The sequence below is a fragment of the Micromonospora sp. M51 genome (assembly GCF_018070305.1).
GTDB classification, from domain to species: domain Bacteria; phylum Actinomycetota; class Actinomycetes; order Mycobacteriales; family Micromonosporaceae; genus Micromonospora; species Micromonospora parva.
Window position 1 is genome coordinate 1 of record NZ_JAGPXZ010000097.1, and the last position, 12,443, is coordinate 12,443.

The following is a 12,443-nucleotide window of genomic DNA, read 5'->3' on the forward strand; positions in this document are numbered from 1 at the left end:
GCTGATCTTCCTGCCGCTGGCGTTCGGCGGCGGCCTGCTCTCCGCGCCGGGCGAGGCGCCCGGGTTCATCGAGACGATCGCGCCCTACCTGCCCACCCGGGGCGCTGCCGAGTTGATGTGGGCGGCGGTCGGCGACTACGACGTGGAGCCGCTGGCGCTGATCATGCTCGGCGTCTGGGTGGTGCTGCTCGCCGCGCTCGCCGGCTGGGCGTACCGACGGGACGAGGGTCGCCGGTTCAGCTAAAGATTCGTCCGTTTCCTCCCCGGGGCGCGGCGGGACGGTGCCAGGATTCCGACAGGGGGCCGCCGTGGCCGCCCCGGCCGAGAGGGGTCTTGACGTGAGCACCGTCCCGCCGGGTACGCCCTGCTGGGCCGACCTGGCCACCCCGGACCTGACCGACGCCCGGCGGTTCTATCCGGAGCTGTTCGGTTGGACCGGCCAGGTCACCCCGGAGCCTGAGGCGGGCGGCTACACGGTCTTCCTGCTCAACGGCAGGCCGGTGGCCGGCGTGGGCCCGCCCGCGATCCCGGACCAGGTTCCGATCTGGTCGACGTACCTCGCCACCGACGACGCGGAGCTGGTCGCCGGTCGGGTCGAACGGGCCGGCGGGCAGGTCGTCGTCCCACCGTTCGAGGTCTTCGACAGGGGCTGGATGGCGGTCTTCGCCGACCCGGCCGGTGCCACGTTCAGCGTCTGGCAGCCGCTGACCATGGCCGGTGCCGAGGTGTTCAACGTGCCGGGCGCGATGAGCTGGAACGAGCTGGTCACCCCCGACCCCGAGGGCGCGAAGATCTTCTACGAGCTGGTGTTCGGTTGGCAGCCGGACGACCAGGCGGTGGGCGACATGACGTACACCGGGTGGCGGCTGGGGACGCAGATCGTCGCCGGGATGATGCCGCCACTGGCCGAGGACTTCCCGGCCGACCTGCCCGCGTACTGGACGGTGTACTTCGCGGTGGCCGACGCGGACGCCGCCGCGGCCCGCGCCGCCGAGCTGGGCGGAACGATCCTGGTCCCGCCCCGGGACATCCCGGCGGGCCGGTTCGCCGCCCTGCGCGACCCCCAGGGGGCCCTCTTCTCCGTCATCGACCTGGGCCCCTGACCCCGCGCGGAACTGTTCGCCAGCGCGCCGAGCACGGCGCCTCCCGCCAAGATCGTGCTCGAACCTGGATGTCGTGGTGTTCTGACGCTCGGATACCACTCTTTCCGAGTTCGAGCACGATCTTGCGGTGCAATTCGACACCGAGGGCCGCAGCCGGGCGGCTACCGGCGGGTGGGACGGACGGGCACCACCAGGGGGCCGTGCGCACCGGGCACCACCCGGACGCTGGCCCGGTAGTGGGCGGCGAGCAGCTCCTCGGTCAGCACCTCGGACGGGGTCCCGGCGGCCACCACCCGACCGCCGGCGAGCATCACCATCCGATCGGCGTACTCACCGGCCAGGGAGAGGTCGTGCATCGTGGCCAGGACGGTCAGGCCATGCTCGCGGCGCAGCTGGTCGACGACTTCGAGCACGTCCTGCTGGTGCCCGATGTCGAGCGCGCTGGTCGGTTCGTCGAGCAGCAGCAGCGTCGCGCCCTGGGCGAGCGCCCGGGCGAGGAACACCCGCTGCCGTTCGCCGCCGGAGAGGGTGGCCAGTTCGCGATGGTGGAAGCCGGTGAGGTCCAACCGCCCCAGCACCTCGTGCACGGCGTCGACGTCGGCGGTCGACTCCCGGCCCAGAGTCGGGATGTACGGGGTGCGGCCGAGCAGCACGTAGTCCAGCACCGACATGCCCGACGGCACCACCGGGGACTGGGCCACCGTGGCCACCACCCGGGCCCGGTCCCGACGGCGCAGCGCGGCACTCGGCGTACCGAAGAGGGTGATCGCTCCCGGCGCGGAGAGCAGGCCGCCGACGGCGCGCAACAGTGTCGACTTGCCGGCGCCGTTCGGGCCGATCACGGTGACCCACTCGCCGGCCGTGACGGTGAGGTCGACGCCGGTCAGGATCGGCGTGCCACCGAGGTCGACGTGCAGCCCGCGCACCGCGACGGCCGGCGCACCGGCGGTGGGCTCGCGGCTCACGTGAGCACCCGCCGGGCGGTCCGCAGCACGAGGACGAAGAACGGGCCGCCCAGCAGGGCGGTCACCACACCGATCGGCACCTCGGACGGAGCGGCGGCGGTCCGGGCCACCACGTCGGTCAGCGCCAGGAACGCGCCGCCGAACAGCAGTGACATCGGCAGGATCACCCGGTAGCTGGAGCCGGCGAGCAGTCGGACGGTGTGCGGCACGATGATGCCGACGAAGCCGATCAGCCCGGTCGCGGAGACCGCCGCCGCGGTGCCCAGCGAGGCGGCGGCGATCAACAGGTAGCGGGTGCGGTGCGGGTGCTGGCCGAGACTGCGCGCCTCCTCGTCGCCGACCGCGAGGACGTCCAGCTCGCGGCGGTGCAGCTGCACCTCCACTGTGGTCAGCGCGGCGTTCGGCAGCACCAGGAGCACGTCGTGCCAGCCGGCGGTGGCCAGCCGACCGAGCAGCCAGGAGTAGACCGGCTGGATGCTGTCCGCGTTTCGTTGCAGCAGGTACGTCTGCCCGGCGGAGAGGAACGCGGAGACCGCCACCCCGGCCAGGATCAGCATCGCCGGTGACCCGCGTCGCCCGCCGGCCGCACCGAGCACGTAGGTCATCGTGACGGCGAGCAGGGAACCGGCGAACGCGGCCAACGGAATGGTCATCGGCAGCCCGGAGAGCGTGCCCTGCCGGCCGCCGCCGCCGAGCGCGATCGCCGCGGTGACCGCCAGGCCCGCGCCGGCGGCCACCCCGAGCAGGTACGGGTCGGCCAGCGGGTTGCGGAACACGCCCTGGTAGCAACCACCGGCGAGGGCGAGCAGACCGCCGACGACCAGACCCAGCACCACTCGGGGCAGGCGCAGCTCGGTGACGATCGCGATCTCCCGCTCGGTCAGCCCGCTGTCGAGGTGCACCCCGGGAACGAGGTTGAGCAGCTCGGCGGCGACGCTGCCCGGGGGCAGGCTCACCGGGCCGAGCGACACCCCGGCGACGAGCGCGACGAGCACCGCGAACAACCCCGCGACCAGCCAACGCTTGCGCAGCCCGGCCGGCCGGGCGACGGGCAGCGGCCCGGAGGGCCGGGCCACCGCGAGCGGCCCGGCCGGCCGGGGCGCGGGCAGTGGCCCGGTCACCGACTGACGACTGTCACGCGGGCACCTTGGCGACCGCGTCGACGATCACCCGGAGCAGGTCCACGACCCGCGGGCCCCAGCGCGAGGCGATGTCGTCGTCCAAGGCCACGACCTGGTTGTTCTTGACCGCGGTGAGGCCGGCCCAGCCGCTGCGCGCCTTGACCGTGTCGGCGTTCTGCTGGCAGCACTTGGCGTCGGCCAGGAAGACGAAGTCCGGGTCGGCCTTGACGACGAACTCCTGGGACAGCTGGGGGTAGCCGAAGTTCTTGCCGTCCGCGTCGGCCGGGTCGGCGATGTTGGTCAGGCCGACCTGGCTGTAGAGCGAGCCGATGAAGGTCTTGCTGGTGGCGCTGTACAGCTCCGGGCCCAGCTCGTGGAAGTAGGTGAGCTTCTCGGCGCGCCGCGGCAGGTCCTTGACCAGCTTGGTGATGTCGTCCTTCATCCGGGTGACCACGTCGGTGGCCTGGTCGGCGTGCCCGGTCAGCGTGCCCAGCTCGGTGATCTGCCGGTACGAGTCGTCGAGCGTGGTCGCGGCCGGGGTCTGGTACACCGGGATCTTGAGCTTGCCGAGCTGGTCGACGATCTTGTTGCGGTCGTCGGAGAGCACCACCAGGTCGGGGTTCTTACCGGCGATCGCCTCGGCGTTCGGCTGGAACGCGGAGAGGTCGGTCTTGGGCGCGTCGGCCGGGTAGTTCGACTGGTCGTCGACGGCGGTCACCTGCGGGCCGGCACCGATCGCGAAGAGCATCTCGGTGGCGGTGGGCGACAGCACGACGATCTTCTCGGGCCGCTTGTCGAGGGTGAGCGCCCCGACCGTCACCGGGTAGGCGGCGGCCGCGGTGCCGGTGCTCGGTGTGTCGTCGGCCTTCTCGGCGCAGGCGCCGAGGGTGAGCGCGGCGACCGCGAGGGTCGCCGCGAAGAGCCGAGGGGTACGTCTGTTCATGGGGCCTCCTGTCGGTCGAGGAGTGTGGTGCTTCGCCGACAGGGACTTTCGTACGCCCGCCCACGAGGCGCCCTTCCTCGAGAGCGCGTATCGCGACCGGTCCGCAGGCGACCTGGCTCGTCCCCACCGGCCGGTGGGGCATCACAGTTGCGGGACAGCGCCGGGTTTCGCACCGGCTTCGCTGCGGGCTGGTCGGTAAGACGGTAGCGCACCGCCGGGACGTGCCGGATCGATCAAGGATCGATCGGCGCGCGACGATCGGTTGGACCGCCGCAGGGTGAGGGGTATGTCCCGGATCAGGAGGATCGGGAGCGGGTGGTGGGGCCCCGCCGGGGGGGCGGGACGGGGCCCCACCCGATCAGGAGGACGTGATGGTGACGTTGTCCACAGCCGCCTCGACCAGACTCGCTCCGGAGGCGTCAGCCGCTTCGACGAGGATGCGGACCGACTGGCCGGCGTACGGGGTGAGGTTGAGGTTCGCGACCGCCCAGCTTCCGTTGCGGTTGCTGGCCGCGCCGGCCTGGGTGAGCAGCGCTGTCGTTCCGCCGTTGTGCACCACGCTCACCCGCAGGTAGTCCGCCGACGAGGCGTTCGAGCCGTGCGCCAGGTACCAGGCGAGCGACAGGGTCAGCGTGCCGGACGACGGCAGGGTCACCGCCGGCGACCGGGCGCTGGTCACGCCGCCGTCGACGTCGTAGTCACCGGCCGCCGAGCCGGCCAGCCGGCCGGTGACCAGGTCGTTGGAGCCGGCGTACGGGGTGAGCTGCTTGGCCCCGGAGGACGTGGTCGCCTGGGCGGCACCCCGCTCGAACGCGCCAGCCGTGGCGGTGTCGGTGCCGGACGGGTTGATGGTCCAGCCGGTGGCGGTCTCGAAGGTGTCCGACCAGACAGTGGTGCCGCCACCACCGCCGCAGTACTGCGCCTGCTTGCCGATGGCCCGGTACGGGCAGTCGGCGTACTCGCTGAGGATCAGCACCGCCTCCCGGTTGCGCGAGGTCTGTGCGGGGATCACCTCGTCGGGCGGGTAGAAGCCGCCGCCGCTGGCGGAGCCCGGGTACATCTCGAAGGTGTACGCCCAGATGTTGTGGGTGGCCCACATCCAGTCGAGGCTGTCGCCGTCGGTGATGTAGAGGTCGCTGGACTGTTCCGGGGTGTAGTTGTTGGTGGCCGCCATCTGCTGGCCGATGGTGGCGAAGGTGTTGTACTGGTCCGCGTTCATCCCGGTCGCGGTGTTGGCGGTGGTGTAGCCGTACGGCCAGAGCACCAGCTGCGAGTACGTGTGGAAGTCGATGTTGGCCTTGATCTGCTGCACGCCGCCGACCACCCGGCTGTTGACGAAGTTGCGCAGCGCCTGCGTCTCGGGTGCGGAGAACGCCGACGGCCCCCGGTAGGTCTCCGACGAGGTGGAGCCGGACGAGCCACCGCAGCAACCCCAGTTGTAGCCCCAGTTGCGGTTCAGGTCGGTGCCCACGTTGGACGAGCCGCTGTTGGGCTGGCGGTTCTTGCGCCACGATCGGTACGACCCGGTGGCGATGTCGTACTCGCTGCCGTCCGGGTTGACGGTGGGCACGATCCAGATCTCCCGGCCGTTGACGATGTTGGTGATCCGGGAGTCGCTGCCGTAGCTGTCGGTGAAGAGGTTGAGCAGATAGATCGCCATCTCGACGGTCAGGTGCTCACGGGCGTGCTGTTGGGAGTTGAACAGGATCTCCGGCTCGTTCTCGTCGGTGCCGACGTTGTCGGAGATCTTCACCGCCATCAGGTCGCGGCCCTCGTACGACGAACCGATGCTGATCTTGCGAGCGATCGCCGGATGGTCGGCGACCACCTGGTTCACGACGGCGGTCAGCTCCGCGTAGTCGTGGTAGTTGGAGTCGGCCGGCGGGAAGGCCAGGGTGCCGATCTCGCCGGCGCCGCGCTCCGCGTTGGGCGGCGGGGCGAGCGGTTCGAGCCGGAAGCCGAGCTTGCCGATCGCGGCGGCCTCGCTCGCGGTGGCCGAGATGTGCAGCACGCCGTGTTCGGAGTAGTCGATGGCGGCTCCGGTGCGGGCCACCGCGTTGCGGTCGGCGAGGGTCCGGGGCCCGAGGACCCGGTAGCTGGCGGCGGCCGACTCTGCGGTGCGGTCCGGTGCCGGTCGGGCGGCGACCGGGCCGGCGGCGACGGTGACGATGCCCAGCCCGGTGACGACAGCGAGCACCAGGACACGGCGGAAGGGGATGGGCGTGCGGAGGGCCATGGACTACCTCCTCGAAGGGCGGGAGATCCCGCTGGGTGAAGGACACTTCACCACCTGTCACATGGTCATATCAATATCGATCGCTGCCTTATGCATCCCAGGAGGATCATCACGGCGGCAATGATTTTCCACCTATCAACGTCTGGCGAAACTTCCCTCCAAGCGGAAAACTGACCAGCGACGATGCCCCCTCGACACCGCGGAGCACCCATGGCCAGATCCCGCCTGCGCGCGGCCGCCCTCGCCGGCGTCACCACGCTCACCCTGCTCACCACCACCGCGCCCGCGATGGCGGCACACCCGCCCGCCCCCGCCCACGACGAGCAGATCACCTACCAGGACTGGTCCGGGCCCGCCGACTGGCACCGGGGCAGCCGGGCCGGCACCCGCGTCGTGCCCGGCGCCCGCGCGGGCGTCACCCTGGCCCGCCCCGCCGGCACCATCGAGTACGCGGACCCGCACACCGGCGCCACCCGCACCTGGGAGTACGGCACCTGGACCTCACCGGTGACCCGGATCGGGTTCGACGCCACCGAACTGATCGCCTCCTGGAACGCGGAAACCCCGGCCGGCACCTGGATCCAGGTGGAGATGCAGGGCAACTACACCAGCGGCGACCAGACCCCGTGGTACGTGCTGGGCCGCTGGGCGTCCGGCGACACCGACATCAAGCGGACCAGCGTCAACCGACAGGGCGACCCCTGGTCGACGATCTGGACCGACACGTTCAGCATCGACGACGCTGCGGCCGGGGTGCTGCTGCGGTCGTACCAGCTCAAACTGACCCTCTACCGCGCGCCCGGGCAGAGCGCCGCGCCGGTGGTCCGGATGCTGGGCGCGATGAGCTCGACAGTGCCGGACCGGTTCACAGTGCCGCCGAGCGCCGGGCACATCGCCTGGGGCGTCGAACTGCCGGTGCCGCGCTACTCGCAGAACGTGCACAGCGGGCACTACCCCGAGTACGACGGCGGCGGCGAGGCGTGGTGCTCGCCCACCTCGACCGAGATGGTGGTCGAGTACTGGGGCCGCGGACCGTCGGCGGCCGACACCTCCTGGGTCGACCCCACCTACCCCGACCCGACGGTCAACCACGCCGCGCGGATGACCTACGACTACGCGTACGACGGCGCGGGCAACTGGCCGTTCAACACCGCGTACGCGGCCAGCTTCCCCGGGCTGGAGGGTCGGGTGACCCGGCTGCACTCGCTGGACGAGCTGGAGCGTTTCATCGCCGCCGGCATCCCCGTGGTGACCAGCCAGTCCTTCCTCGCCAGCGAACTGGACGGCGCCAACTACGGCACCTCCGGGCACCTGTTCGTGGTGGTCGGCTTCACCGCCGACGGCGACGTCATCGTCAACGACCCCGCCTCGTCCAGCAACGACGTGGTGCGCAACGTCTACAAGCGGGCGCAGTTCGAGCAGATCTGGCTGCGGACCAAGCGCACCAACGCCAGCGGCGGCGTCTCCGGCGGCTCCGGCGGCATCGCCTACCTGATCAAGCCCACCGCAAAGCCCTGGCCCAAGGTCCCCGGCTCCACCAACTGGTAGGCCCACCCCTCCCGCCACCCACCTCTTCGGAGTTGATCATGAGGTTAGCGGCCGCCACTCGGTGTGTCGTAGCCGCTAACCTCATGATCAACGCGGGGAATCGGTGGGCGGGTCGGTGGGATTGGGGTTTGGGGGGTTTTCGCCGGCCAGGGCGGAGCGGAGGCGTTCCTTCTCCGCCTTGCGGCGCTCGGCCGATTCGGCGATCTCCCCGGCCATCTCGTCCCGCCAACCGCGCAGCAGAAAGAAGGAGAGCGCGGCGGAGAACACCAACGCCAGCATCAGCTTCAGGAACACGTTCATGTCGATCAGCCAGAGGCCCGCCAGCACGGCGACGAACAGCCCGATCCGGCCCAGCGTGTACTTGAGCGCGGCGCTCACCTGCACCACTCCGTTCTCTCCGTCGCCCGCCACTGCCGGCGGAAGGTTCGAGCCGCCCGGCGGGCGGTAGTGCTCAGCCGGTCCGCCGGGCCAGCCAGCGGACGCCCGGGAACCAGACGATCGCGTACGCCACTGTGAACGCGGCCGCCCCCAACGCGCCGGAGAGCAGCGGCGGCAATCCGGAGCCCAGACCGGCGACCAGGAGCCCGGCGAACACCCCGACGGCGGCCGCGACCACCGCTGCCGCCACTCTGGCCGCGCCGAACTCCCAGGCCCGGAAGTCGTCCCAGAACAGCCAGGCCGGCAGGATCACCGCCAGCCAGCCGTTCGTGTGCCCGAACTCGCCACTGCCGAGCGACGCGAAGCCCCACTCGAACAGCACCAACGCGAGCACGCCGATGACCAGGCCGGCCAGGCACACCCCGAGCAGGTCGCCCAGGGTACTGATGCGGCCCTGGTCGTCCCGGCGGGGAAAGCCGCCCTGCTGCTCAGATCCTCGTTGCTCGGTCATCGACTGCGAGGGTACGTGGCGACTCAGGCCCAGACCTGCTGCGGCTCGGCGCGCCGCTCGGCCAGCGACTGGGCCTTGTCGTACTCCCGGACCACGTTGTAGCGGGTGTCCCGCTCGACCGGCTGGAAGCCGGCGTCCCAGATCAGGTGCAGCAGGTCGTCGCGGTGCATGGTGTTCGGGGTGCCGTACGAGTCGGCGTCGTGAGTGATCTTGTATTCGACGACGGAACCGTCCAGGTCGTCCACGCCGAAGTTCAACGACAGCTGAGCCACCGACAGCCCGTGCATCACCCAGAAGTTCTTCAGGTGCGGCACGTTGTCGAAGAGCAGCCGGGAGACGGCGAACGTCTTCAGCGACTCGGCCGGCGAGGCCATCGTGGTGCGGGCCTGGATCCGGTTACGGATCTTGCCGTCCGCCGAGTCGACGAAGTCGTGCTGGTAGCGCAGCGGGATGAAGACCGCGAACCCGCCGGTCTCGTCCTGCAACTCGCGCAGCCGCAGCACGTGGTCGACGCGGTGGCGGGGCTCCTCGATGTGGCCGTACAGCATCGTCGCCGGGGTCTTCATGCCCTTGCTGTGCGCCAGGGCGTGGATCCGCGACCAGTCTTCCCAGTGGCAGGCGTGGTCGACGATGTGCTGGCGGACCTCCCAGTCGAAGATCTCCGCGCCACCACCGGTCAGCGACTCCAGGCCGGCGTCCATCAGCTCGTCGAGGATCTCGTCGGCGCTCAGGCCGCTGATCTTCTCGAACCACTGCACCTCGGTCGCCGTGAAGCACTTGAGCTTGACGGTCGGCAGCGCCGCCTTCAGCTCACGCAGCACCTTCGGGTAGTAACGCCAGGGCAACGTGGGGTGCAGACCGTTGACGATGTGCAGCTCGGTGAGCTGCTCGTCCTCCATCTCCTTGGCCTTGCGGACCGCCTCGTCGATGCGCATCGTGTACGCGTCCTTCTCACCCGGCTTGCGCTGGAACGAGCAGTACGCACACGACGCCGAACAGACGTTGGTCAGGTTGAGGTGCCGGTTGACGTTGAACATCACCCGGTCGCCGTTCAGCTCGGTGCGCTTGTGGTGCGCCAGCCGCCCCAGCCAGGTCAGGTCGTCGCTCTCGTAGAGGGCGACCCCGTCCTCCCGGGTCAGCCGCTCACCGGCGTACACCTTCGCTTCGAGCTCACGCTTGAGTCCGGCGTCCATGGCACGTCCCTTCCACCTGCGGTCCGGATCGAGCGTACGTCGCGGCGCCGACGGGCCCGGCGGCACGGTCGGCGGCAGCGACCCACTTCACCAGACTCTCAGCCTCCCGTAACCCGACAACGCATCGACATGAGTGGCGAGGTGCGGTAGTAACAAGGTGGGGCGGAACACACACACTGGTACCGTCCCGGCGGTCGCGCCCACCGAGCGCGACGACGAGCGGTTGGACGGGGAGCGGCATGGTCTACAGCGGGCGCGGGCGACGGCAGCGACGACGGAGCCCGGTGATCTCGCCGGTCCTGCGTCCGAAGCTCTGGGCCGCCCTGCTCGGTGCCATCGCCGCAGCGGTGCTGGCCACCCCCGCATACGCGGAGCCCGGCGTGCCGACCACCGTGCCGGACACCGGCTCCCGCCCGGCGGTCACCGGCTCGCTCCAGCTGCCCGGCGCCGCACCGGTCGCCGGCGTGCCCGTCCCGCCGGTGGTCAACATCGGCAGCGGCCCGCTGGCCACCGCGATCGCCGCCGGCGAGGTTCAGGTCGGCACGCTCGGCGAGGCGTTGCTGGTCAGCCGACAGAAACGCGTCGACGCGCAGGCCCAGCTCGACGCGGCCGGCAAGGCGCTGGCGACCGCACAGGACGCCCTGCTGCGGGCCCAGCAGACCGCCGACACCGCCGCCGCCGAGGCCATCAAGCAGGCCGCCGCGCTCCCGCCAGGCGACCTCGCCCAGGACATCCGTGGGCTGAGCCGCCTGCAGGCGATCACCCGTGGCGAGAAGGTCGACGGCGGCACCACCGGGGTGGCCGGGGAGCTGTCCCGGGCCCGCGCCGGTGAGCAGGCCGCGTACCAGAAGCACAGCGAGGCCAAGGACCTGCTCGCCGCCGCCGAGCTGGAGTTCACCACTGGCGAGACGGCGCTGCGCGCCGCCGAGGCGAGCCTGCTCAAGCTGCGCAAGGACAACGCCGCCGCGCTGATCGAGATCGAACGCCAGCAGGAAGCCACCGAGCAGCAGATCGGCGCCGGCTACGTCTCCAACCAGAGCATCAGCGGCATGGCCGCGCACCCCCGGGCACTGGCCGCGGTCCGGTACGCGCTCGCCCAGCTCGGCGACCCGTACAAGTGGTCCGAGGAGGGGCCGAACCAGTTCGACTGCTCCGGCCTGATGTGGGCGGCGTACCGCTCCCCCGGTGCCGACTACTTCGACCTGCCCCGGGTCTCCCGCGACCAGTACGCGGCCACCCGGGGACGCACGGTTCCGCAGAGCGCGCTGCTCCCCGGCGACCTGCTCTTCTTCGCCTCGGGCAGCAGCTGGACGACGATCCACCACGTCGGCATGTACATCGGCAACGGCAAGATGGTGCAGGCACCCACCACCGGCGACGTCGTCAAGATCTCGGTCGTCCGTTGGTCCCGGCTGTACGCCGCCACCCGGGTGATCGGCGCGGTGCCGGCACCGGTAGTGACCAATCCGACCCCGCCCGTCTCGCCCCCGAAGCCGACGCCGCCGAAGCCCACGCCCACGCCGACGAAGACCACCAAGCCGACGCCGACGCCGACGCCGACGAAGACCACCAAGCCGACGCCGACCCCGACGCCGACCTTGACGACCACCCCGACGCCCACGCCGACCGGCAGCACCACGCCGAAGCCGTCGAACACCCCGAGCAACACTCCGACGACCCTGCCGCCGGCACCGCCCAGCGCACCGAACAGCGCGTCTCCGACGACCACGCCGACGACCACGCCGAAGGCCAGCACGAGCGCGACCGGCACCCGCAGCGCGACGGCCACCCCCAGCGACGCGGGCTGATCCGCCACGACCCGCTCCGGCTGTCCGCTCGGGGAGATCTGTGGCACCGTGACAACCAGGCACATCCGACCCGACGTCACGGGTCCGGGTGCGAGCATGGCGCGGAGGGCGGAAATGGCCGAGCAGAAAGATCCGGCGGAGACTGTCGACCCCGTGGTCGACCAGGCCGACCCACCAGGGCCGGACACCGCCGACCCGGTGACCGCCGCCAGCCCGGCAGGCACCAGCCCGGCAGACAGCGACGCCAGCCTGACCGACACCGGCTCCGCCTACAGCGACGCCGGCCCGGCAGGCACCGGCTCCGCTGACAGCGACGCCAGCCCGGCCGACACCGTCGACCCGGTGACCGCCGCCAGCCCGGCCGACCGCTCCGCTGACAGTGATGTCGAGGCGGCCGACAGCGGCCCCGCCGACAGCGACATCAGCTCAACCGCCAGCGAAGCCAAGGCGGCCGACAGCAGCACGGCACCGGTCGTCGCGGACGCCTCGACCGACGCCGATGACGATGCGCCCGCCGCCGAGGTACCCGCCGGTGCCGCCCCCGGCGGGACCGACGCCGCCGCGGACAGCAGCGGGACCGACGTCGGGGAGCCGGCAGTGGTCGACGCGCCCCCTGCTCAGGCCACCGCATCGGTAC

11 protein-coding genes and 1 pseudogene are annotated in these 12,443 nt (G+C 71.3%); 5 read left to right on the forward strand and 7 right to left on the reverse strand.

What is annotated here, in order from left to right; all coding sequences use genetic code 11:
• A pseudogene (locus KBX53_RS08080) lies at positions 1-244 on the forward strand (ABC transporter permease); the annotation flags it as partial.
• 94 nt (positions 245-338) lie between these two features.
• Entirely contained in the window at positions 339-1,103 is a 765-nt protein-coding gene (locus KBX53_RS08085; protein WP_210858370.1) for a VOC family protein, read from the forward strand.
• A 161-nt stretch (positions 1,104-1,264) separates the two neighbouring features.
• Here the strand turns inward: KBX53_RS08085 and KBX53_RS08090 are convergent, their stop codons facing one another.
• From KBX53_RS08090 to KBX53_RS08105, 4 genes are all read right to left on the reverse strand, one after another.
• Entirely contained in the window at positions 1,265-2,068 is an 804-nt protein-coding gene (locus KBX53_RS08090; protein ID WP_210858372.1) for an ABC transporter ATP-binding protein, read from the reverse strand.
• A complete protein-coding gene (locus KBX53_RS08095) occupies positions 2,065-3,144 on the reverse strand; it encodes an iron ABC transporter permease (protein WP_210858387.1) in 1,080 nt (359 codons plus the stop codon). Before KBX53_RS08095 ends, KBX53_RS08090 begins: the two co-directional genes overlap by 4 nt.
• Positions 3,145-3,202: 58 nt before the next feature.
• A complete protein-coding gene (locus KBX53_RS08100) occupies positions 3,203-4,132 on the reverse strand; it encodes an ABC transporter substrate-binding protein (protein ID WP_210858374.1) in 930 nt (309 codons plus the stop codon).
• Positions 4,133-4,490: 358 nt separating this feature from the next.
• Positions 4,491-6,368, reverse strand: a complete 1,878-nt coding sequence (locus KBX53_RS08105) for a M14 family metallopeptidase (RefSeq protein ID WP_210858375.1) — start codon at positions 6,366-6,368, stop codon at positions 4,491-4,493.
• Between the two features lie 210 nt (positions 6,369-6,578).
• On the opposite strand from KBX53_RS08105, the gene KBX53_RS08110 reads away from it, so the two are divergent.
• Positions 6,579-7,916: a C39 family peptidase gene (locus KBX53_RS08110; protein ID WP_210858377.1), complete on the forward strand. Its 1,338-nt coding sequence runs from the start codon at positions 6,579-6,581 to the stop codon at positions 7,914-7,916.
• Positions 7,917-8,003: 87 nt separating this feature from the next.
• Here the strand turns inward: KBX53_RS08110 and KBX53_RS08115 are convergent, their stop codons facing one another.
• The 3 genes from KBX53_RS08115 to mqnE all read right to left on the reverse strand — a co-directional run bounded on the left by KBX53_RS08115 (position 8,004) and on the right by mqnE (position 9,998).
• Complete coding sequence (locus KBX53_RS08115) at positions 8,004-8,294, reverse strand: DUF4229 domain-containing protein (RefSeq protein ID WP_210858389.1); 291 nt, start codon at positions 8,292-8,294, stop codon at positions 8,004-8,006.
• 73 nt (positions 8,295-8,367) lie between these two features.
• Entirely contained in the window at positions 8,368-8,805 is a 438-nt protein-coding gene (locus KBX53_RS08120) for a hypothetical protein (protein ID WP_210858379.1), read from the reverse strand.
• 23 nt (positions 8,806-8,828) lie between these two features.
• On the reverse strand, positions 8,829-9,998 hold the full coding sequence (gene mqnE / locus KBX53_RS08125; protein WP_210858381.1) for an aminofutalosine synthase MqnE: 1,170 nt from the start codon (positions 9,996-9,998) through the stop codon (positions 8,829-8,831).
• Between the two features lie 239 nt (positions 9,999-10,237).
• Here mqnE and KBX53_RS08130 point away from each other — a divergent pair, with 239 nt between their 5' ends.
• Entirely contained in the window at positions 10,238-11,806 is a 1,569-nt protein-coding gene (locus KBX53_RS08130) for a C40 family peptidase (protein WP_210858383.1), read from the forward strand.
• A gap of 114 nt (positions 11,807-11,920) precedes the next feature.
• Positions 11,921-12,443: hypothetical protein (locus tag KBX53_RS08135; RefSeq protein ID WP_210858385.1), on the forward strand; the 523-nt coding region annotated here is incomplete at its 3' end.